The 20,621-nt window shown below is 33.6% G+C and carries 24 protein-coding genes; 7 read left to right on the top strand and 17 right to left on the bottom strand.

Going from position 1 to position 20,621, the window contains the following annotated elements; all coding sequences use genetic code 11:
* Positions 1-8 precede the first annotated feature (8 nt).
* Both AB1282_RS08550 and AB1282_RS08545 read right to left on the bottom strand, forming a co-directional pair.
* Complete coding sequence (locus AB1282_RS08550) at positions 9-806, bottom strand: ABC transporter permease subunit (RefSeq protein WP_056468821.1); 798 nt, start codon at positions 804-806, stop codon at positions 9-11.
* A 6-nt stretch (positions 807-812) separates the two neighbouring features.
* Positions 813-1,697: an ABC transporter ATP-binding protein gene (locus AB1282_RS08545; RefSeq protein WP_056468823.1), complete on the bottom strand. Its 885-nt coding sequence runs from the start codon at positions 1,695-1,697 to the stop codon at positions 813-815.
* A gap of 159 nt (positions 1,698-1,856) precedes the next feature.
* Here AB1282_RS08545 and AB1282_RS08540 point away from each other — a divergent pair, with 159 nt between their 5' ends.
* Positions 1,857-2,450, top strand: coding sequence for a TetR/AcrR family transcriptional regulator (locus AB1282_RS08540; protein WP_056468826.1), 594 nt, complete (start codon positions 1,857-1,859; stop codon positions 2,448-2,450).
* Positions 2,451-3,097: 647 nt separating this feature from the next.
* Positions 3,098-3,340 carry a hypothetical protein gene (locus tag AB1282_RS08535; protein WP_056468829.1) on the top strand — a complete coding sequence of 81 codons (243 nt, stop codon included), beginning with the start codon at positions 3,098-3,100 and terminating at the stop codon, positions 3,338-3,340.
* A 41-nt stretch (positions 3,341-3,381) separates the two neighbouring features.
* On the opposite strand, the gene AB1282_RS08530 is transcribed toward AB1282_RS08535, so the two are convergent.
* On the bottom strand, positions 3,382-4,347 hold the full coding sequence (locus AB1282_RS08530; protein WP_429898903.1) for an ABC transporter permease: 966 nt from the start codon (positions 4,345-4,347) through the stop codon (positions 3,382-3,384).
* On the bottom strand, positions 4,340-5,263 hold the full coding sequence (locus AB1282_RS08525) for an ABC transporter ATP-binding protein (protein WP_429898902.1): 924 nt from the start codon (positions 5,261-5,263) through the stop codon (positions 4,340-4,342). The genes AB1282_RS08530 and AB1282_RS08525 overlap by 8 nt, the downstream gene beginning before the upstream one ends.
* A 109-nt stretch (positions 5,264-5,372) precedes the next feature.
* Between AB1282_RS08525 and AB1282_RS08520 the strand changes: the two genes are divergently transcribed.
* Positions 5,373-5,615 carry a transporter suffix domain-containing protein gene (locus AB1282_RS08520; protein ID WP_056468839.1) on the top strand — a complete coding sequence of 81 codons (243 nt, stop codon included), beginning with the start codon at positions 5,373-5,375 and terminating at the stop codon, positions 5,613-5,615.
* Between the two features lie 352 nt (positions 5,616-5,967).
* Here the strand turns inward: AB1282_RS08520 and AB1282_RS08515 are convergent, their stop codons facing one another.
* On the bottom strand, positions 5,968-6,552 hold the full coding sequence (locus tag AB1282_RS08515) for a TIGR00730 family Rossman fold protein (RefSeq protein ID WP_429898901.1): 585 nt from the start codon (positions 6,550-6,552) through the stop codon (positions 5,968-5,970).
* A 99-nt stretch (positions 6,553-6,651) separates the two neighbouring features.
* On the opposite strand from AB1282_RS08515, the gene AB1282_RS08510 reads away from it, so the two are divergent.
* Positions 6,652-7,644, top strand: coding sequence for a Gfo/Idh/MocA family protein (locus tag AB1282_RS08510; protein WP_429898900.1), 993 nt, complete (start codon positions 6,652-6,654; stop codon positions 7,642-7,644).
* A 326-nt stretch (positions 7,645-7,970) separates the two neighbouring features.
* On the opposite strand, the gene AB1282_RS08505 is transcribed toward AB1282_RS08510, so the two are convergent.
* The 3 genes from AB1282_RS08505 to AB1282_RS08495 form a co-directional block, all read right to left on the bottom strand.
* Positions 7,971-8,396 (bottom strand): hypothetical protein, encoded by a 426-nt coding sequence (locus tag AB1282_RS08505; protein WP_429898899.1) that lies wholly within the window; start codon positions 8,394-8,396, stop codon positions 7,971-7,973.
* A gap of 148 nt (positions 8,397-8,544) precedes the next feature.
* Positions 8,545-10,428 carry a ribosomal protection-like ABC-F family protein gene (abc-f, locus tag AB1282_RS08500; protein ID WP_429898898.1) on the bottom strand — a complete coding sequence of 628 codons (1,884 nt, stop codon included), beginning with the start codon at positions 10,426-10,428 and terminating at the stop codon, positions 8,545-8,547.
* 118 nt (positions 10,429-10,546) lie between these two features.
* Positions 10,547-10,678 (bottom strand): RAxF-45 family protein, encoded by a 132-nt coding sequence (locus AB1282_RS08495; RefSeq protein WP_429901091.1) that lies wholly within the window; start codon positions 10,676-10,678, stop codon positions 10,547-10,549.
* Between the two features lie 190 nt (positions 10,679-10,868).
* Between AB1282_RS08495 and AB1282_RS08490 the strand changes: the two genes are divergently transcribed.
* Positions 10,869-11,261 (top strand): VOC family protein, encoded by a 393-nt coding sequence (locus AB1282_RS08490; RefSeq protein WP_429898897.1) that lies wholly within the window; start codon positions 10,869-10,871, stop codon positions 11,259-11,261.
* Positions 11,262-11,315: 54 nt separating this feature from the next.
* On the opposite strand, the gene map is transcribed toward AB1282_RS08490, so the two are convergent.
* From map to AB1282_RS08475, 3 genes are all read right to left on the bottom strand, one after another.
* Positions 11,316-12,062, bottom strand: a complete 747-nt coding sequence (gene map / locus AB1282_RS08485; RefSeq protein WP_056468854.1) for a type I methionyl aminopeptidase — start codon at positions 12,060-12,062, stop codon at positions 11,316-11,318.
* Between the two features lie 197 nt (positions 12,063-12,259).
* A complete protein-coding gene (locus AB1282_RS08480; RefSeq protein ID WP_429898896.1) occupies positions 12,260-12,670 on the bottom strand; it encodes an NUDIX hydrolase in 411 nt (136 codons plus the stop codon).
* Complete coding sequence (locus tag AB1282_RS08475) at positions 12,667-13,275, bottom strand: histidine phosphatase family protein (RefSeq protein ID WP_056468859.1); 609 nt, start codon at positions 13,273-13,275, stop codon at positions 12,667-12,669. Before AB1282_RS08475 ends, AB1282_RS08480 begins: the two co-directional genes overlap by 4 nt.
* 134 nt (positions 13,276-13,409) lie before the next feature.
* Between AB1282_RS08475 and AB1282_RS08470 the strand changes: the two genes are divergently transcribed.
* A complete protein-coding gene (locus AB1282_RS08470; RefSeq protein WP_429898895.1) occupies positions 13,410-13,673 on the top strand; it encodes a hypothetical protein in 264 nt (87 codons plus the stop codon).
* Between the two features lies 1 nt (position 13,674).
* On the opposite strand, the gene AB1282_RS08465 is transcribed toward AB1282_RS08470, so the two are convergent.
* Positions 13,675-14,688: a S66 family peptidase gene (locus tag AB1282_RS08465; protein ID WP_429898894.1), complete on the bottom strand. Its 1,014-nt coding sequence runs from the start codon at positions 14,686-14,688 to the stop codon at positions 13,675-13,677.
* 160 nt (positions 14,689-14,848) lie between these two features.
* Between AB1282_RS08465 and AB1282_RS08460 the strand changes: the two genes are divergently transcribed.
* A complete protein-coding gene (locus AB1282_RS08460; protein ID WP_286131627.1) occupies positions 14,849-15,667 on the top strand; it encodes a COG4705 family protein in 819 nt (272 codons plus the stop codon).
* Positions 15,668-15,730: 63 nt separating this feature from the next.
* Here the strand turns inward: AB1282_RS08460 and ytaF are convergent, their stop codons facing one another.
* The 5 genes from ytaF to AB1282_RS08435 all read right to left on the bottom strand — a co-directional run bounded on the left by ytaF (position 15,731) and on the right by AB1282_RS08435 (position 20,617).
* On the bottom strand, positions 15,731-16,372 hold the full coding sequence (ytaF, locus tag AB1282_RS08455) for a sporulation membrane protein YtaF (RefSeq protein ID WP_056468870.1): 642 nt from the start codon (positions 16,370-16,372) through the stop codon (positions 15,731-15,733).
* Positions 16,373-16,561: 189 nt separating this feature from the next.
* Entirely contained in the window at positions 16,562-17,272 is a 711-nt protein-coding gene (gene tatC, locus AB1282_RS08450) for a twin-arginine translocase subunit TatC (protein WP_286131628.1), read from the bottom strand.
* A 260-nt stretch (positions 17,273-17,532) separates the two neighbouring features.
* Complete coding sequence (locus tag AB1282_RS08445; protein WP_056468877.1) at positions 17,533-18,363, bottom strand: ABC transporter ATP-binding protein; 831 nt, start codon at positions 18,361-18,363, stop codon at positions 17,533-17,535.
* 95 nt (positions 18,364-18,458) lie between these two features.
* A complete protein-coding gene (locus tag AB1282_RS08440; protein ID WP_429898893.1) occupies positions 18,459-19,505 on the bottom strand; it encodes a FecCD family ABC transporter permease in 1,047 nt (348 codons plus the stop codon).
* 50 nt (positions 19,506-19,555) lie between these two features.
* A complete protein-coding gene (locus AB1282_RS08435; protein ID WP_429901089.1) occupies positions 19,556-20,617 on the bottom strand; it encodes a FecCD family ABC transporter permease in 1,062 nt (353 codons plus the stop codon).
* Between the last annotated feature and the right edge of the window lie 4 nt (positions 20,618-20,621).

Genomic DNA, 20,621 nt, shown 5'->3' with positions numbered 1-20,621 from the left:
CCTTTAACTTATACTGCATGAACATCCCTCTTCTTATAAATCACATAGCTTGCAATCATTGAAACAATAATAATTCCGATCGACAAAGTTAAAAATGGTGATTCAAATTTCGAATGTGCAATTATATATTTCGGTTCAAAATATTTAAAAGGTGATAGAAAACGTTTGGCATTGCTTTCATCTGTAGCCACTACCATTCCAACTACAAAAAATCCGAAAACAATCGCAAGTGAAATTGATAGCACTGCTTTGATTTTTGGAAATACAACTGAAATTAAAATGCCAATTCCAAAAAAGAGTATCTGCGTAATAAACAACGAAACAGATAGTAATATAATTGACTTACTACTATAATCCGCTGTTTTTACGTACTCAGCCATTATAATAGTTGCTACTAGAAAGAATACATTTGTAATCGCTAATGAAACAATACCTGCAAAAATCTTTGAAGTCATAACTTTTGTTCTAGTAACTGGTTTTGTTAGAAGAAAATCGGCTGTTTTTTCACGTACTTCTTTTGAAATAATTGAAGTACCTAAAGTCATCGCTTGAATCGCTCCACAAAGAGAAATATAGATAAATACATACGAGTAAAATCCTAATATGTTACCAAAGCTTTCAATCTCAAGTCCCAGTGCTTTTCTTACTCCTGCCGGATAACCCTCTAGCACTTTTGAAAACTCTGCATAGTCCTTTGCAATAGCTGGGAATAAAGATAAGAAAAAAACGACGATTGCTATTAAAGAAGCCGTCCAAATGAAGGTGGATTTCCGATAAGCTTTTAATTCGTGTAAAAAAATATTCATTGCTTATTAGGCCTCCTTTTCATAATAATGTAAGAAAATTTCCTCCAGGTCAGGCTCTTCAATCCATAAATTTTCAATTTCGATTTCCGCTATTTTTTTCAAAACTTTATTTATATTGCCTTTAAAAATAAAGCTAATCGTTTTACCTTTGATTTCAATATTATTTACCCCTGGCATATTGAAGAAATTTGGATCTACTTCGTTTTGAATATCTATTTTAAATCGTTTGTAATTGTTTTCTTGTAACGTGCTTATTTTTTCTACTGTAACAATCTTACCTTCTTTAATAATTGCAACTCGATCACATAAACGTTGAACTTCACTTAAAATGTGTGATGAAAATAAAATCGTTGCTCCTTTTTTATTTTCCTCCTCTAATAAGTCAAAAAATCTTTGCTGCATTAAAGGATCAAGACCACTTGTCGGTTCATCCAATATAATTAACTTCGGTTCATGAAGTAATCCTTGGACAATCCCTACCTTCTTTTTATTACCTAAAGATAAATCATCAATCTTCTTCGTTAAATCGAGGTCCATAACTTCAGCTAATTCTTTTATTCTTTTCGTGCAATCTTTTTTATAAAAACTAGCTGAGTATTTTAACAAATCCATTACTTTCATATTGTCATAATAAAAAACTTCAGATGGCAAATAACCGATTTCTTTTTTTATTTCTGGAGCAAACTGTACACAGTCCTTTCCAAATATTTTAGCACTACCAGTCGTAGGATAAATTAGTGAAAGTAATGTTCGAATTGTAGTTGATTTACCTGCACCATTTGGACCAATGAATCCGAATATTTCTCCCTCTTCTATATTGAAACTTATATCTGTAATTCCTCTAGAATTGCCATAGGTCTTCGTTAAATTATTAATTTCAATCGCGTACATAAATGAACCTCCCGCTTTGTTTTGAAATATTTATTTGTTATTATTACAAAACTAGTATATACCTCATTCCCAAAAAAGAGAATATGTTTTGAAATAATTTTAATGAAATATTTCAAAACATGGTATACTATTATATAGATAATGACGGAGGTATCAATATTGGACGGATATAAAAAACGAACTCTGCAGAAAATGGAGAGCATTGAAAAAAGTACAACTAAATTATTGTCATTACCTTTAAATGATATAAAAATAGCAGATATTGCAAAGTTAGCGAATGTATCACAAGTATCAATTTACAATTATTATGGTAGTAAAGAAGCCCTACTAAAAGCTACAATTATTCGATTAATGGATCATCAATACGAAGAAACAAAACAAATGATTTCAAGTGATATTCCTTTTAATGAAAAAATTAAGGAATTATTTATTCGTAAGAAAAACGCTCTGGATATAATTAATCTTGAAATGTTTACAGCATTAATGAAAAAAGACTCAGAACTTCAAGAATTAGTTTTAGATTTTACAATGAACAAATCATTCAAAATGCTGATCTCGCTAATCGATGAAGGACGTTCATTAGGTTTAGTTCGAAATGAGGTTCAAAACCAAACATTATTAATCTATATCCAAGTCTTGAGCCAAGCTTTTTTAAATATGGACCAAACAACCTCACAATATATCCAACAAAAAGAAGTAGTAGATGAAATTATGAATATCTTCTTATATGGATTACTGAAACAAGAGGACTAAAATAGAATAATCGGCAGAATAGTTATAAAAAAAGGCATCTTTACTTAGGGAAAGATGCCTTCACGCTGTTGAAAAACAACCTTGTCAATTAACTTACCAAATTTTCGTAAAGGAGTAGAGCGATGTTGATTTCCACTACAGGATGCGGGGTCTCAGCCTTCCCGCTTATCCCATAGGAGTCGAGCACCCCTTTCGTTCCAATCAACTTATTCATCAAAAAGAATTCTGCAATAAATCCTAATCAAATAGCCTTTACTTAGAATATCCTAACAGTTGTTTATTGATCAGTTTGTAGGTCAATTGATATCGAATTAATTAATAAACTAATCAATAAAAATTAGCTCATAATATTTTTTACTTCTGAAAAAACCATTACTGGTGTTATTTGAATCATAAAATTGATCATACATAATAAAATTTAAAACCATTAATAGCTAGATCATCCAAAAAATGAAAATTTCATCATTAATAAATGTTCATTTAATGTCCGTTTTCTCTATTGATCGTTTTATATTTGAACACCTAAAAGGCATCTTTACTTTTTGGAATATTCTTCTAGTCAAACTTATCCCTAGTTTTGTATTATCTTACCCTTTTTGTTCATAGAATGAATTACTTATATTTATTTTAAACTCTTGGAGGAGTATATGCGCAAAACGATTCTATGGCTTAAAGAAAATTGCGATGAAATTAAACGTGGCTTAATTGGTGGATTTACCATTTTCAGTCTAGCTGTTATTTTTTTCACAACTGATTCCTCAGTAGAATACAACCAAAACGCATGTCTTAAATGGGAGTATAACAAATCTGCACAATTCAACGTTTGCTCAATTTACAAAACATCTAGTACTAATACCATTCCATACGGATCAATGCTGAAGGAGAGATAGAATAGAGTAAAAGGATAAGGCGCTTTACCTTATCCTTTTTTCTATTGTCCAGCAACGTCCCTCTTCTTAAAGAGTTCGCCAGCGGTGACAAGAAATATTAAAATATAAATGATCAATACTGCTATAGAAAATTCAATTCTCATGCCGTTTTCTATATTGATCCCCTTTGTATAAACTGTTAAATCAGTGTGCATAAATGGTAAGAACTTAGACCAACTTTTTGTTCTTAATAATGTTGCTATCACATCTGAAGTTGCAAGTAAGACTATGCTTATTAATAAAGAAATACTGCTTGTCCTTAAAACTGTTGATAAGAAGTAAGCAACCGCAACAAAGAACAAGTATGGTAGTAGATTAATTAAATAATCGTTTAGTAAACTTGGTAAAATACCTTGCTCTACTACATGATTATTTACATATTGTAATACCGGTTGTGCACTAAAATTTAAACCGTTTAATGCACTGCCTATAATAAATGAGTAGATAACGATTGCAAAAGAAAAAATGAAATATAATATCACCAAACTTAAAAATTTTGCATAATAGATCATTCGTCTTGTTGATGGTTTAACGAGCAAGAAATTAATCGTTTTCCACTGATGTTCTTTTGACATCATATTACTTGCAAAATAAATAAGAAGGATTCCAATAAAGTTCGTTACGACTGCACCTTTTTTCATAAAGTCCAACACAGTGTGTTGTTGAATTGGTGAAATATTATGTGCAAGACGATAATTATTGATCTCATATGTCTCTTTTTGCTCTTTTGCAAACGCCGGCAAGTCAGAAGAGTTTTGCCCTGCTAATACTTCTTCTATCTTTTTATTTTCTATTTTTAATTCTGTTCTCCAGTTTTCAGCTTTTGCTGCTCCGCTTTCCTTTTCTACATAATCCCATCTTCCTAGAACAATAATTGGGATAAATAGTAAAATTAGCGTTATGATAAATGATTTTTGAACGAATATTTTACGTAATTCGTTCTCGATTAATCGAATAAAATTACTCAATGACATTTCCTCCTGTCAATTGAATGAACAGATCTTCTAACCTTTCTTTTTTGCGTGTTACATAATAGATCTCTATTCCTGCCAGTACCAACTCTTTCAATAAAGATGGAATATCTTCCTCATCAATTTCAAAAATAATTGATTGATCATTAATAATGTCAAATTTGTACTTGTTATCTCGATTTGTAAAACTATTTTCAAAAACTTTCGTGCTTTTTACCACTATTTCTATAAAAAACTTCTCACCACTTTTATCATTCAGCTCAATTGATTCAACAAATTGACCATTTTGAATAATGATTGAGCGATCACAAATCAATTCTATTTCAGATAATAGATGACTAGATAGTAGGATTGCTGTTTGCTCAACCTCAGCAATACGTTTTAAATAATCACGGATTTCTCTTACTCCAGCCGGGTCCAATCCATTAGTTGGCTCATCTAAAATTAAAATTGAAGGATTATGTAATAACGCTTGAGCAATTCCTAATCTTTGCTTCATCCCTAATGAATACGTTGAAAACTTTTTATGTATAGCATGCGAAAGTCCAAGTAAATCAATAACCTCAAGAACTCTCTCCTTCGAGACACCTTCTAACATTCGAGCAAAATACATTAAATTTTTATACCCACTATAAAAAGGATAAAATGCAGGAGTTTCAATCATTGCTCCGATATGTTTGATTGATTCTTTAAAGTTTTCCTTAATCGAATTGCCTTGGATATAAATCTCACCACTCGTGATACTCATAAGTCCAACAATCATTCGCATTGTCGTCGTTTTTCCTGAACCATTTGGCCCAAGTAAACCTAAAACTTCCCCTTTATATAACTCGAAACTAATATCTTTAATAATCTTTTGATTGCTAATCGTCTTATTTACACTTTTTAGCTCAAGAACAATATCTCGATTCATCTTGAGGCCTCCTATTTCTGCAATAATAACTTACTAACTATAAAGTTTTCCCCTTCCTTTTCTCAATAATTAATGCTATTCTCATGGAAGGAATTGAAAGGAGAACATCATGAAAAGAATACCATATTACTTAGTATTTGGCTCATTTATCCCATATTTATTAATCTTTGCTTTACCTTTTTTACCTGTTTCTGGGAGCTTAAAAGCCGGTCTGATCGCTCTATTAGTTATTCTTGGAGAAGGAATGTTTTGGATTGGTGGAGTATTTGTAGGGAAAGATGTTATGACGAACTATCGTAAAAAACTGAGCCCAGCAAAATGGTTTAAAAATAGAAGAAAACAAGAAAATTGATGAATAAAGGGATGCTCTCATAAGTAGCCCTTTTTTTTATGCAAAATGTTGGTTGTGGATAGAATGCGGACAGAATGTGAAATTTGTTGATAAAGTTGTTAACAATGTTTATAAAGTAATGATTTTTATTTCATAAAGACATTAGAGTCAAATTAAGATCGATTTTGTCTGTTGATAACTAGTGAATTCAGACTAAAAAGTACAAACTTATATCGAACATTGTTGATAACTTATGAACTTTGTTAATCTATTGTGTGAAGCAATAGATCTAGGAATCTCTCTAATTCTGCAAAAATTTAATTAAATTTCACAATAAAAAAACCCACAAATTTGTGGGTAGTACCAAAAACAATTATTTACCTTCTAGTTGCTTCCATTTATTTTGCATTACAGGTGGTTCATAGTTATGCATTAGTTTTAGTAGGTCGTCTGCATTTTCTGCAATAACAAATAATGAAAGTGTATTTTCGTTCATAAATCCTTCTTTTACAGCATGTTTAAGCAAATCTAACACAGGGCTAAAGAAGTTATCAACATTTAATAAACCAATTGGCTTATTGTGGATTCCAATTTGTGCCCAACAAATAATCTCAAATAATTCATCGAAAGTACCAATTCCGCCCGGCAGTGCAATAAACCCATCGGACATCTCGTTCATTAAAGCTTTTCGCTCATGCATTGATTCTGTCTCAATGAATTGCGTTAGCCCTTTATGGGCAACCTCTCCACGAAATAATCCACCAGGCATAATGCCAATGACATTTCCACCTTGTTTTAACACTTCATTTGCAATTTCTGCCATAATTCCTAGTCTTGATCCACCATAAATTAAATCTATATTATTACTAGCAAATAAGGCACCTAGTTTTTTTGCTTGAAGACTAAATGACTCTCTATTCCCAAGATTTGAACCAGCATAAACACAAATTTTCTTCATAAAATGTCACTTCCTTCGATGTATTTTACTTTATTTTAACATATCTTTCGATTAGGATTGTAAAGATAAAGTTAACTAATTTTTTTAGGAGTTGAAAAAATGAATTTAGGTACTATTGGAACAAGCTGGATTACAGAAAGTTTTATCGAAGCTTCAAAGGATAGTAAATTGCTTAATTTAACAGCGATTTATTCTAGAAATGAAGAAACTGCAAGGGCATTTGCTACAAAGCACAACGTTCCTAAGTATTTTACGAATATTGAAGAGTTAGCTACAAGCCCTGATATCGACGTAGTATACATAGCATCCCCGAACTCATTACACTATGAACAAACCATTTTATTATTAAAAAATAATAAACATGTCATTTGTGAAAAACCAATTTTCTCAACAATTAATGAGTTAGATCATGCCTTTAAAGTTGCAGAAGAAAATGGAGTTTATTTATTTGAAGCTATTCGTAACTTCCACTCACCTAACTTTACAGCTTTAAAAAAAGGTCTAGAAAAAGTCGGCCAAATTAGAAGTGCTAATCTGCATTATCTACAATATTCTTCTAAATATGATGCATTCCTTAGAGGTGAGAATCCAAATGTTTTCTCTCCAGAATTTTCTGGTGGGGCATTAGTAGATTTAGGTGTTTATCCAATTTACGTAGTAATTGGTTTATTTGGAAAACCAGCCTCAGTAAATTATACTCCTGTTAAATTGCGTACCGGTATTGATGGTAGTGGTACATTAGTGTTAAATTATGAAAACTTCACCTGTAGCATCCAATGCTCTAAAGTCTCTCAATCATATATTGAAAGTGAAATTACTGGTGAAATCGGAACTTTAGTTATTGATAAGCCATCTCCAATTTCAAAAATTACTTTGATTAACCATAAATCAATGCAACGTGAGTCTTTGGAATTTAGCCAAGTCCCGAATGATATGCTATATGAAATCCAAAATATTACTAGCATAATAAAAGAATCAAATCAAACAGAATATGAAAACTTAAAAGAGCTTAGCAAGCTAGTTTTAACAGTAACTGAAACTGCAAGAAAGCAAGGCGGAATTGTATTTGGAGTTGAAAATAAAGAAAACTAGCCGATTGGCGAGCCTTAGGTGAAGACAGAGGCGTAGTTGCACTTATACTTAATTCCTAAAATTGGCAACTAACGTCGAGTTTTCTTCTGCGCTTCCAATTTATACTTTCTAGAGAAATTAATAAAAATACCAGTTATCCTATTAGGTGGATACTGGTATTTTTCTTTATAGCTTAATTAAGCGTTAGGATTCTCTTCTGATAATCCTAAAAGTAAACTTTGGTTATCAATAAAATAGGCGAAATAACCCATTTGAGGAATAGATGTTTTTGGAACTAATATTTTATGTAAGAGCTGATTAAAAAGATTAATCAGCTTTATTGTTTTTTAATATACAACAACCCATCCTACTCCTGGCACAAAGTACCATCTTCTACCACCAAGGATATAATACCCTCCAGACCAATAACCTCCTGGTCCAGGAAACCCATGTCCCGGCCCATATCCTGGTCCGTGCCCATGCCCTGGTCCATATCCTGGCACATGGCCGTGTCCTTGACCTGGCCCATATCCTGGCATTTGACCGTGTCCTGGCATTTGACCATGTCCTGGCACTTGACCGTGTCCTGGCATTTGACCGTGTCCTGGCATTTGACCGTGTCCTGGCATTTGACCGTGTCCTGGCATTTGACCGTGTCCTGGCATTTGACCGTGCCCTTGACCTGGTCCGTATCCCGGTCCCTGTCCTTGGCCTTGGCCTGGTTGAGAATAACCCGGTCCAGGATCTCGGCTATAAAGTTCATCAAATATCATGCACTCACCACCTAAATAGAATCATATCCCTATAGCATATTAATTCTGATGATGGCACGAGCAAGTACTAAGACATTTAACTAACTTATTTATTTAATTGATGTTTTTGCCTATAAGTTTCTATAAATCCTATATTAGATACTTTAATTTAATATTCAATACATTCTTCAAGTTCTTTATATAAAGCGGTACATTTCATTTCTAATTCTTCAAGTTCTCGATGATAATTCTGTAAAATGTTTAGATCATTTTCATGTAACATTTGTTTATTGATTTCACTGATTGCTTCTTCCAAAGAATAGATTTCATTTTCAATGTCTTCGATCGTTAGCATTTTTGTTTTTATTTTTATCGGTTTAGAATACGAATTTGTTTTGATTACTTTTTCTTTTTCTCGATTATTTCGATTGATTGTCATTTTTTCTTTCGCAATTTGGTATTCATCAATAAATTCGAAAAGCTCTCCATTGTCTAGCCAATAAATTTTTGAAAATAGCTTGTTAATGAAATAACGGTCATGCGAGACAGAAAGAATCGTTCCTTTAAATTTTTCAAGAGCGTCTTCTAGTACTTCTCTAGATTCAATATCTAAATGGTTAGTAGGCTCATCTACGATCAATAAATTAATATCTTGATACATAAGTTGAGCTAATCTTAATCTCATTCTCTCTCCACCACTAAGTTGACTTACTTTACGATAGACCATATAGCCGTAAAATAAAAAACCAGCCAATATATTACGTGCTTCACCTTCTGTAACATGTACTTCCTCTCTAAATTCCTGAAGTACTGTGTGATCCGAATGAACAGGTTCGTAATGTTGTGACAAATAACCGATCTTTATGTTACTGCCCAGTTTAATTTTTCCTTCCTCGATTGATGACTGTCCTAAAATCATCTTCAACAAAGTTGATTTACCCGTCCCGTTATCTCCTACAATTACTGCTCTTTCGCCATAATATAATGAAAAGTTAAGCTGATTAAATAAAACTTTGTCTGCAAATGATTTTGAAAGATTCTCGGCAACAATTACATCTTTTCCACTGCGACCAGATTCCTCTAATTGAAATGCCATTTTCTTTTTTTGTAATATCGGGCGTTTTAATCTCTCAATTCGTTCTAGCGCTTTTTCCATACTTCTAGCTCTTCTATGCAAACCTGCATTCGGTGGGTTTGCTTGATTAGCCCATTCTCTTAAACGTTTAATCGTTTCTTTCATTTTTTGTATTTTCTTTTGCTGCTCTTCATAAGCCTGGAATTCTTTTAGTAATCTTTCTTCTTTTTGAATAACATATTGTGAATAATTCGTATGGTAGACGTTAATTTCTCCATCTTCTAATTCTAAAATATGATTGACAACTTCATCTAAAAAATAACGATCATGCGAGATGACAATAATCGTTCCTTCGTACTCCTTTAAGTATGAACCTAACCACTCAATAGCAGATAAATCTAGGTGATTTGTTGGTTCATCAAGTAATAGTAAATCAGGTTGTTGTAAAAGCACGATTCCTAATCCAATTTTTGTTTTTTCTCCACCACTTAAAGAAGCAAATTGTTTAGTAAGTAAATCGGTAATCCCTAAACCATTAGCAATTTTCGCAAGTGAAGCCTCCATCTCGTAACCACCGTTATTACTAAACTTCTCTTGTAATGTTCCATAACTTACTAGCAATTGTTCTAAAGTACGTTCATCTACCGTATTAGACATTTTTATTTCTAATTGCTTCATTTCATTTTCTATTTTTCGTAATTCTTCAAAAACCGTTAATAATACATCCCTGCTAGTCATCTCATCTGGAAAAACAGGAATTTGAGCTAAGTAACCTGTTTTTAATCCTTTTTTAAAATGAATTGAACCAGTGTCAGGTGCTTCTATGCCCGTTAAAAGTTTAAAAATACTAGTTTTACCGCTTCCATTTGCTCCAACTAAACCTACACGGCTACCTTGATGTATTTGAAATGATAATTCTGTAAAAAGTGAATTTCCACCAAACATTTTTGAAATTTTTTCTATACTACATGCAATCATGATAAATTCTCCTTCTATTTTCCGTACCAATCCATAGAAAAAAGCCATAGACTAATGAACCCATCCATGGCTTAAATAATGTTTTTAAATAGAAGTGTGTAATCACACGATTATTTTATCAATTAAAGTCGTAGGAAAGAGTACGTTTTCGTATTATTTGAGTTGTTAAATTGTTAAAAATGGACAGACGTATCCCGTTAACAGCTAAAAACGCAAATTTTGCACGACAATAATATAAGAATTCTATCATTTGTGCGCAAACCATTTGAAAACGTAACATCTTTTCTACACCTCCCTTTCGAACTTAAATTTATTTAAATTATAAAATATTTTAACTTTTAGCACAATACTTATTCTATTTGGTTATACTTAAAACTGTGAGTTATTGTTCGCAATTCATATATAAATATTCATTAGACCTAAAGAAAGAGGAGAAAAAAATGAAAAAAATTTTACCTCATATTTACGTTGAAAACTGTAAAGAAGAACTGGAGTACTACAAACAAATCTTTGGTGGGGAAATTAAAAACACACAAACCGGCGATGGTATAAAAATGTTTAAAGGGCACGAAGGAAAATATATACATGCAGAATTACATATCAATGAAAACTGTGTAATTTATTTTGCAGATGCATTTAGACAATTAACAAAAGGTGACAATGTTTGGACAACACTAGACATGAGTTCTGAAGGTGAAATTAATTCGATTTATGAAAAGTTATCAAAAGACGGAGAAATTCATATGGAGCTTCAAGACACATTTTGGAATGCTAGATTTGCTGTAGTAAAAGATAAGAACGGATTTACTTGGGAGTTAAATTATTCTAAGTAAATGTAACCCAAAAAATAAAAGCGAAGAACTTAAATTCTTCGCTTTTCTTATTTCTTAAATCTGAGTTAAAATAATTGGTTCACCTTTTGTTACAACAATTGTATGTTCACATTGGGCAACTAAACTTTTATCTGGTGTCACAAAAGTCCAGCCATCCCCTGACTCGATAATGTGGTCTGCATTTGCAGAGATAAACGGCTCAACTGCTAATACAAGACCGTCCTTTAATAAAGCTTTATCCATTGGATCGAAATAACTTAAAATATGTTGTGGGCTTTCATGAAGGCTTTTTCCAATTCCGTGGCCTGTTAGATTTTCAATGACATTTAAACCATTTTTACTTGCTTCATTATATACTGCTCTTCCAATTTGGTTTTGTTTTGAACCTGCTTTTGTTTTTTTCATTGCAGCCCAAAATGCATCTTCTGCAACTTTACAAAGCTTCTCTTTTAATAAATCACCTTTCCCAACTACGAATGAGATTCCAGTGTCTGCATAGTATCCATCTAATGCTGCTGACACGTCGACATTAACTAAATCACCATCTTGAAGCACTCTGTCTCCTGGAATTCCATGGGCTACTTCTTCATTAACACTAATACAAGTTGTGCCAGGAAAATCATACTCTTTTTGTGGGGCTGAAGTTGCACCATGCTCCTCTAAAACTTGTCTACCGATTTCATCTAATTCTTTAGTTGTCATTCCAACAACAGCTCTTGCTTTCATTTCCTCTCTCGCTAACGCAACGATACGACCGATCTTTCTTAAAGCTTCTAATTCTTGTTCATTATTGATAATCATTTTATTGCTCCTGATTCTATTTAATAATTTGACTTTCTTATATTATGCCATAATATTACTATGTTATAGTCTTTTAAGCACTTATACAAGACAAAAAAGGGCAGGATTAAATGCGGGGGTTTAGGAGACGAGTACGATTTTAAGAGACTAAAGCACTTAGTAATCCCCATAATCTCTATAAAAATTAACTAACATACTTACCCTTGAAATGTATAAGGAACAGATGATTCTAATAATTTTTCGATTCCCGACTTATGATAGGGCATTAATTGATTTGCCGTTTGGAGATCCATCCATTTAATTTGTAGGATTTCCTCTTCTTGTGAAATGACTAGATTTCCACCTATTATTTTTGCACTAAATGTAATTAAAATTGCATGATGCCCTCTTTTAGGAAAAAAAGCTTCGTTAATTGCGACTATATTTCCTACTTCCACTTCTAATCCAGTTTCCTCATACGCCTCTCGTACTGCTGCTTGTTTTAGCGTTTCATTTTCTTCGACAGCACCGCCAGGTAAGGTCCAAACTTCATTTTCATTTTGTACCATTAAAACACTTTTATTTAAATCATCATAAATAAGCGTATAAACTACATTAACCTTTTTCATTTTGCCACCTCTACTAGATCCTTAATATGATTCGTATCATTTAGAAAACGGATCAATCTACCTCTTTCATTAATCTCTAGTAAGTGAATACCTGTATCTCCAGTAAAAAATCCAAAGTCTGTATGAATCGGCATTTTTAAAAATGAATGGATTAAATTATGTATAACACCACCGTGAGCTACAATTGCAATTCGATTAAAATTAGTTGAACTTGCTAAAATTCTCGAAAAAATCATTTCCATTCTCATTCGAAATTCGATTGCAGACTCCCCATTTTCTACTCTTTCATGAGGATGCTCAGGCATAGGGATCTTTTTTGCTTCTTCAAATGATACTCCTGCTAGAACACCATTATTATGTTCCATTAAATCGTCTTCAAATTTTATTTCGCATCCTGTATTTTCTGAAAGTATTGTTGCAGTTTCTATCGCTCTTTTTAGAGTGCTCGACCAGATTAATTCTGGTGCAAATTCATTTTTTACTCTTTCAGCCATTTTTTGGACTTGTTTAATCCCTAAATCAGTTAAAGAAAAATCTGCTCTACCTTCATGTACATTTAATAAATCTGCCTCAGATTGACCATGACGAATTAATAAAATTTCCATAATATCCATCCTCTCTTAATAAACACTTTTTTGAGACACGGAATGCCATTATAACATTAATATTCAAACTTTTCAGTAAACAAATGAAAATGTGTTCTAAAATATTAAAATTTATCTAAAAAGGAGGCGAAACTATGGTAGGTAAAATTGTATGCTTTATTTTATTAATTCCTGTATACGCTATTTTGTTATGGTCCTTTTTTGATACAAGGGAAAGTATATTATGGGGTAGACGGTGGATGTATAAAGAAGAACCCGAACTTTCTGATGGATATATTCTTTACACAAAAGTATTGATTGGTATTTTCACGGTGATTGTTACAATAATGGCTCTTGTTTTCTTTTTTAAATTAAAAAATAAGCGTTCTTTTTATAAAAAAAAACGCTTCATGTTTTGAATTAAATAAAAGACTGAACAATCTTACCTTTTCCACCACTTACTTCTACTTCTGCAAATGCTCCGTTAATTAAAGTAATTTGAGGTGGTACATGCCCGCAATCAATATCATAAATAATCGGGATTGCTAATTCTTCATTTAACTCATTATATACATCTTCTATTGTATAGTTATCGACAGTTTGATTTGACGCACTACGTCCAAATAATATCCCTGAGCAATTTTCAAACCATCCGGCTAATTTCATCTGCACTAAGGATCTTCTTAAATCTGTTGTATTCATTTCACAATTCTCAAAATACCAGATAATTGGTTCTTCTCCAATATATTTACCTCTAAATAAACGCACATCACCATAAGGTGTTCCGACAAGATGTCTAATCACATCAATACACCCACCAAGCAATCTTCCTTGAATTTTCTCATCTTTTTTCGAAGTAGTTTTCCAATTTGTTTTTTCGGATAAAAGAAATACATATGGAGTTGGATTTTCATGCTGCCATTTTGCTTGGAACAATTCTGATGAAGTTTGAGTGATGGAGCCACCGGATTTAGTTGCTAATACCTTCTGCCACATAGCCGTTGTCTCGTCGGAGTATTCTCCTCTTAAATCGATTAAATTCGTACCGTGTGCACTAGCAATGCCTGTTATTAAAGTAAATGCTAATAAAATAATACTCGTATCAGAATATCCTAAAATCCATTTATCTTTATAGCTTTCAAATGTTAATTGATCAAGAATCTCGATTGCAAGCTCTCCACCCCACGGCGGAAAAATTAAATCTATTTTCTCATCATCCATCATTACATTTAATTCATTTGCACGTTTGTTAGCATTCGCTGATTTTGCTTTGTCCTGTGTCCAAACAACATCTCCACATTCCATTTTAAATCCGTCTTCTTCCATGCGGTGAATCGACTGCTTCAACAATTCGTGGAACTGCTCTTTTAAGCCAGATGATGGTGCGGTCACTCCGATCGTTGCACCACTTTTAAAAACTGGATACTTAATCATTTTATCACCCATTTTCTTTTAATTGATTCTAATTGAATGCGAAAGGATATACAACCAAAATTTCTAAATCCTGGATTTTTCATAATTCCTACCCGTTTTTCATTCTATTTTCATAAAACTTGTTTACATTTTATTTAAATCCAGTAAGGAGGATTATGAAATGGAAATGATTGAACAAAAGCAAACAAATAAGACAACAAGTGCACCAATACAAAATATATTTAAAAAAGTCCCAGAAGTAACAATCTTTTTCTGGCTTACTAAATTAGTAACGACTGGTATGGGCGAAGTTTTTTCCGATTATATCGTAAAAACTTTAACGCCAGTAATAGGTGTTGCAGTAGCTTTAATCGTCCTAATTCTGTCTTTGTACTTACAATTTAAAGTCCGTAAATATGTACCTAGTATTTATTGGTTAGTTGTTGTAATGATTAGTGTATTTGGTACAGTAGCTGCAGACGTGGTACACGTTGGTCTTGGCGTTCCATACGTAATATCAACCGTGTTTTTTGCCGTCTCGTTGGCAATTATTTTTATGATTTGGTATAAGATGGAGAAAACTCTTTCGATCCACAGTATATACACACGACGCCGTGAGATTTTATATTGGTCGGTTGTTATGGGAACTTTCGCTTTAGGAACTGCTGCTGGCGATATGACGGCATCAACAATGCATTTAGGTTATTTCACATCAGGTCTACTGTTCGCAGTGTTATTAGCAATACCAGTAATTGGTAGAAAATTCTTCAAGCTAAATGAAATTTTCTCATTTTGGTTTGCTTACATTATGACTAGACCTGTTGGAGCGTCATTTTCTGACTGGAGTTCTGTATCTCAAAAGCACGGTGGACTTGGATTCGGTGGTGGGCCAGTAAGCCTAGTATTATCGATTATCATCATTATCCTAGTTGGATATCTTTCTTTTTCAAAGAAAGATGTACAAAATGAGGATGATTTCGCCCAATCTACAATCGCTTAATAACATATTAAAGAAAAGAGCTGATGTTGAAATTTTGTCATCAGCTCTTTTCGAATTTTATTTTTATATTAAATTGTGTATCGCAATCAACACTAATATTATTCCACTAATAATGGAACTAAACTGTCCAAGTGACCATCCACCAATTTTTACATTGGCAACTTTTTTTCCTAAAAGAACTCCTAACCAAATGGCCAAAAAGCTAAAAATACTAGCAGCTATAGATATTGCAAATGGTGAAAGTCCGATTAAACCAACACCTAAGCCATTCGTAAGTGCATTCATTGAAACAGCAGTCCCGAGTATGATTGCTTCAAAACTACTTATGTCTCCTGAATGGTCAACATCGGCTTTTTCCGGTGAACTTAAATAATTTGTAACGATATTTGAAACTGGTTCGTCATCTTCATTTACTATAGTCTTTTTATCTTTTCTCGGAAAAGTAAGTAGAACAATTCTAAGTCCAATCACCAGTAAAAAAAATGCACCGATTACATTAGACAGTGTTCCTGGGAACACTTTTGATAAATATTTTCCTGCAACAATACCTGCTTCACTAAAAATAAACGCTATGATTGAAATAATTAAATTCGCTAATAAACCAACCTTTATACCTCGAATTCCATATGTTATTCCTACTCCAAAATTATCAATACTAGATGAAAAGGCAAGAAATAAAACAGTGATCCAAATTGAATAATGCATAGTTTATGCTCCTTACTTCATCTTTTTCCGACAAAAGTTATTTGCCTAGCTTTTTATAACCTATGTAGAATTTATGATTAGTCAACTTGTTCAAAGTTTAAAAATTTACTAATAAAAAGATTATGAGTGTTAAGACTTTTTAATGAACCTTATACAAAAGCTGTGAAAAAAAAAGAGGTAAATGAGCTTTTACTCATTTACCTCTTTTTTTCTATATACCGATTTAGATGTTAATATACTTAGTTCATATAATAAAATTAATGGAATCGAGACTGAAATATGTGAAATAAAGTCTGGTGGTGAAATACAACACGCCACGATTACTAAGATAAAATATGCATATTTTCTCACTTTCTGTAAGTAACTAGGCTTTACAATGCCGATCTTTGTTAAGAACATAATTACGACTGGCATATCAAAAAATGCAGCAAATGGAACGACTAGATTAAATAGAAAAGAGAAATACTTATCAACTGTGTAGTTTTGTTCAAGCATACCTTGTCCCATTATAGTTAGGAATCTAAGGATATTAGGAAAAACAAAATAATAACCAATAACTAATCCAAAAACAAACAGAAAAAATAACGCGGGTATATAAAATCCTATCCCTTTTTGTTCAGAAGGATGTAAACCCGGTTTAACAAATAACCAAGTTTGCCAAGTTGCAACCGGGATCGTAAAAACGGCCGCAAAAACGGCAGATATCGAAAAATATACCCATAATATGTCCCCAGGACTTAGTACGACTAGTTTATATGTTAAATCCCTTGTTAAGAATTTATAAATTGGTTCAACATAAACGAGTCCAATTATAAATAGAACAATAAAAGTAACTGCTGTAATGATTATTCTTTTACGCAGTTCCTCAAGATGATCGACTACTTCCATTTCTTTATTCATATGAATTCTCCGCTTTGTCATTTACTAGAATAATTGTAATAAATACTTTTTGATCCCACTATTGATTATTTCAAACAAATACAATTAGTTCAAATTAAAATTTTTTAATAATAATCATGTTATAAAAATAGATGAACGAATGACTGTAAATAAGTTAGCTAGAAAAATTAGCTATACAAAAAATCACTAATAAAAAAATAAGTGTAATGTATTTATTTTCACTTATTTTTTTATTAGTGATATTAACCCAAAGTCACAAGTTAACTATCCTTACCTAAAGGAACGACTAGTGGTGTATTAGCTATTGGATCTTCTATTATTATGCACTTTAAACCGAAGACTTCTTCGACTAGTTTTGCAGTGATAATCTCCCGAGGATCTCCTTGTGCAATAACTTGGCCATCTTTCATAGCGATAATATTATCTGCATATCTCGCAGCATGATTCAAATCATGTAAAACAGCAACTAATGTATTCCCTTGTTGATTAAGATCTTTAAATAACTCTAACAACTCAATTTGATGAGCAATATCAAGGTAAGTTGTTGGTTCATCAAGAAGGAGCATTGGTGTTTGTTGGGCAAGTACCATCGCGACCCAAACTCTTTGTCTTTGTCCACCAGAAAGCTCATCAACGTATCGATGTGACAAATCACTCGTATTTGTAAGCTCCATCGCAGACATCACTGCTGCTTCATCTTCATCAGTCCATTGTCTTATAAGACTCTGATATGGGTATCGGCCATGTGCGACCAAATTCGCTACCGTTATACCGTCTGGAGCAGTTGAAGATTGTGGTAACAAACCTAGTTTACGAGCTACTTCCTTTGACTTATAAGATGTAATCGCTTTTCCATCTAGTAAAATTTGCCCTTCAGATGGCTTTAACAAATTTGAAAGTGTTCGGAGTAAGGTTGATTTCCCACATCCATTTGGACCAACAATTACTGTAAATGATCCGTCTGGAATTTGTACTGAAAGGTTTCTGGATATTACCCGATTATCGTATTTGATTGTAATGTTTTCTGTCCAAAGCCTAGACTCTGTTTGAATCGTCTTTTGGCTTTGAATTTCTGACGCTGTTAACTTCATAATTCATTTTCAACTTCTTTCAATCAGAATATCGTAATACATGAAACCCCTTTTGCGAGAATGTTCCTACTAAACCTTGTACATTTTTATTTCGTTTAAGCTGCTGATCGTGCTTGACGAAATAATAGCCAAACTAAGTATATTCCACCTAATGATAAAGTTACTACACCTACCGGAAAAATTGTTCCTGGAATTACTCTTTGCGCAAGAACATCCGCTCCTAGTAAAAGAAACGCTCCCATCATCGCTGCTGGTAAAATACTCTCTTCTGATTTGGTGATACGTTTAGCTATTTGTGGTGCAACAAGCGCTACAAAACTAACTGGCCCTACTACCGCTGTTGGAGCAGCCGTCAATGCAACTGCAATAAGAATCAGTAAGATTTGGGATCGTTCAATTGGAACGCCGTGAGATTTTGCAGCATCCATGCCGAACTCCATTTCGCGCAATGGTCTGTTCATAATCCCAGCACATATAATGAGAATAATGACAGCAATTGCTGGAGGGACTACTTGTTTCCAATCTATTCCATTCAATGATCCAACTCCCCAAGCCGCTGCAGTTAACGCAACCTCTGCATCACTTTTAATAAGCAGCATCGAATTGATGCTTCCTAAAATCGCCGAAACTGCTATGCCGACGATAATTAGGCGAAAGTTCTGCGTTCCTTTTCGAAAAGCAAGCAAATAAATAAGGAGAGCCGTTGTGAATCCGCCAATCAAAGCCCCACCGGCTATACTAATATAGGAAGTCGACTTAGCGACAAGTAGCACTATAAGTGCTCCAGTATAAGAGCCTGAGGTAAAACCAATGATATCAGGAGACCCTAATGGGTTCCGAGTAATTGATTGAAAAATCATGCCACTTATTGCTAAACCTGCTCCAAAAACAATCGCAGCCACCACCCGTGGTAAACGCCATTCGACTACGACAGTTCTCGTCATCCCTGTCGCTTGGCCAATTAAAGCAGAAAAAACTTCGTGAACACTCAATTTCAGTGTACCTACCATTAATGCAAACATTGCAATTGCAATCGTGGCTATAAGAAGGATTGCCGTAACAATCATGCTCCTCACATCAATTCGCGCCTTTACAGGCCATTTCAGTTGTAGATAGTGCCTACCATAATTAATGGGGCGCATAATATTCACTCCTTCTTACATTCAAACCTATGCCACAAATCATTTTCATTTTATAATCCACTCGCTTTACGTCTACGAACAAGAATCAGTAGAATCGGTGCTCCAACTAGTCCTGTTATGATTCCTACTGGAACTTCTGAAGGTAACAATACAACTCTACCAATAATATCTGAAAGGATGAGTATGATCGGTGCTACCACTATTGAGTATAGAAAAATCCAGAATTGGTCTGGACCGACAAACCATCGTACACAATGCGGGACCATTAAACCTATAAAACCAATTGGTCCAGCTATCGCAGTAGCCCCGCCAGCTAATAGCGTGATTGCAATCAAACCTATTGCTCGAGTTACACCAACATTTACTCCTAAAGAGGAGGCACGATCATCTCCGAAGGCAATCGCGTTTAATGCAGGAGTTATGACAAAAGCTAATAATGCACCAACGATTAAAATGGGTAGAACAAGCCAAAGGTCATCAAGACTTCTCCTAGCTAATGTCCCAACACTCCAGTTTAACATTCGTGCAAATGCCTTACTATTTATTAATGTTAATGATGTAGTAATCCCACTCAAAGTGGCACCAAGTGCTACTCCAGCAAGTGTAATTTGTACAGGTGTAGGAGCCTTTTTACCAGCTCCTCCACTTATAACATACACAGCAACTGTCGCTATTAATGCACCAGCAAGTGCAAACCACATATAGGCAGTCACCGATGTAACAGAAAATACACCAACCCCTATCGCAACTGCGAAGGCTGCCCCAGCATTTACACCAAGAATTCCAGGGTCTGCTAGAGGATTCCTAGTCAGTACCTGGATTAATGCTCCAGCTAGTCCAAATGCGGGACCAACAATTAGTGCAATAACTGTTCGTGGTATCCTAGTATTATGAATGATCGTGTGGTCATAGCTATTGTTTGGTGAAAACAACGCATCCCATACTACCCCAAAAGGAATTGATTTAGCACCGATCATTAAACTCAAGAACACTACGCCTACTAAAAGTAATAGTGCTACGATGAAGCCCAAAAATCGTTGCAACCTCATTGAAGTAATTGTCTTTGCATTATTCCCAACTACTTGAGTCGTTTTGTTTTTTGGTTGCTTCATCGTT

It is taken from the genome of Gottfriedia sp. S16(2024) (genome assembly GCF_050473765.1).
GTDB lineage: Bacteria > Bacillota > Bacilli > Bacillales > Bacillaceae_G > Gottfriedia.
The sequence above is the reverse complement of the archived record's forward strand: the minus strand, read 5'-3'. Positions and strand labels throughout refer to the sequence as shown.

What these genes read in the sequence shown, in the direction of transcription:
- AB1282_RS08550 (WP_056468821.1), bottom strand. Translation starts at nt 806, where the DNA reads ATGAATATTTTTTTACACGAATTAAAAGCTTATCGGAAATCCACCTTC.
- AB1282_RS08545 (WP_056468823.1), bottom strand. Translation starts at nt 1,697, where the DNA reads ATGTACGCGATTGAAATTAATAATTTAACGAAGACCTATGGCAATTCT.
- AB1282_RS08535 (WP_056468829.1), top strand. Translation starts at nt 3,098, where the DNA reads ATGCGCAAAACGATTCTATGGCTTAAAGAAAATTGCGATGAAATTAAA.
- AB1282_RS08525 (WP_429898902.1), bottom strand. Translation starts at nt 5,263, where the DNA reads ATGAATCGAGATATTGTTCTTGAGCTAAAAAGTGTAAATAAGACGATT.
- AB1282_RS08520 (WP_056468839.1), top strand. Translation starts at nt 5,373, where the DNA reads ATGAAAAGAATACCATATTACTTAGTATTTGGCTCATTTATCCCATAT.
- AB1282_RS08515 (WP_429898901.1), bottom strand. Translation starts at nt 6,552, where the DNA reads ATGAAGAAAATTTGTGTTTATGCTGGTTCAAATCTTGGGAATAGAGAG.
- AB1282_RS08510 (WP_429898900.1), top strand. Translation starts at nt 6,652, where the DNA reads ATGAATTTAGGTACTATTGGAACAAGCTGGATTACAGAAAGTTTTATC.
- AB1282_RS08505 (WP_429898899.1), bottom strand. Translation starts at nt 8,396, where the DNA reads ATGATATTTGATGAACTTTATAGCCGAGATCCTGGACCGGGTTATTCT.
- abc-f (WP_429898898.1), bottom strand. Translation starts at nt 10,428, where the DNA reads ATGATTGCATGTAGTATAGAAAAAATTTCAAAAATGTTTGGTGGAAAT.
- AB1282_RS08495 (WP_429901091.1), bottom strand. Translation starts at nt 10,678, where the DNA reads ATGATAGAATTCTTATATTATTGTCGTGCAAAATTTGCGTTTTTAGCT.
- AB1282_RS08490 (WP_429898897.1), top strand. Translation starts at nt 10,869, where the DNA reads ATGAAAAAAATTTTACCTCATATTTACGTTGAAAACTGTAAAGAAGAA.
- map (WP_056468854.1), bottom strand. Translation starts at nt 12,062, where the DNA reads ATGATTATCAATAATGAACAAGAATTAGAAGCTTTAAGAAAGATCGGT.
- AB1282_RS08480 (WP_429898896.1), bottom strand. Translation starts at nt 12,670, where the DNA reads ATGAAAAAGGTTAATGTAGTTTATACGCTTATTTATGATGATTTAAAT.
- AB1282_RS08475 (WP_056468859.1), bottom strand. Translation starts at nt 13,275, where the DNA reads ATGGAAATTTTATTAATTCGTCATGGTCAATCTGAGGCAGATTTATTA.
- AB1282_RS08470 (WP_429898895.1), top strand. Translation starts at nt 13,410, where the DNA reads ATGGTAGGTAAAATTGTATGCTTTATTTTATTAATTCCTGTATACGCT.
- AB1282_RS08465 (WP_429898894.1), bottom strand. Translation starts at nt 14,688, where the DNA reads ATGATTAAGTATCCAGTTTTTAAAAGTGGTGCAACGATCGGAGTGACC.
- AB1282_RS08460 (WP_286131627.1), top strand. Translation starts at nt 14,849, where the DNA reads ATGGAAATGATTGAACAAAAGCAAACAAATAAGACAACAAGTGCACCA.
- ytaF (WP_056468870.1), bottom strand. Translation starts at nt 16,372, where the DNA reads ATGCATTATTCAATTTGGATCACTGTTTTATTTCTTGCCTTTTCATCT.
- tatC (WP_286131628.1), bottom strand. Translation starts at nt 17,272, where the DNA reads ATGAATAAAGAAATGGAAGTAGTCGATCATCTTGAGGAACTGCGTAAA.
- AB1282_RS08445 (WP_056468877.1), bottom strand. Translation starts at nt 18,363, where the DNA reads ATGAAGTTAACAGCGTCAGAAATTCAAAGCCAAAAGACGATTCAAACA.
- AB1282_RS08440 (WP_429898893.1), bottom strand. Translation starts at nt 19,505, where the DNA reads ATGCGCCCCATTAATTATGGTAGGCACTATCTACAACTGAAATGGCCT.
- AB1282_RS08435 (WP_429901089.1), bottom strand. Translation starts at nt 20,617, where the DNA reads ATGAAGCAACCAAAAAACAAAACGACTCAAGTAGTTGGGAATAATGCA.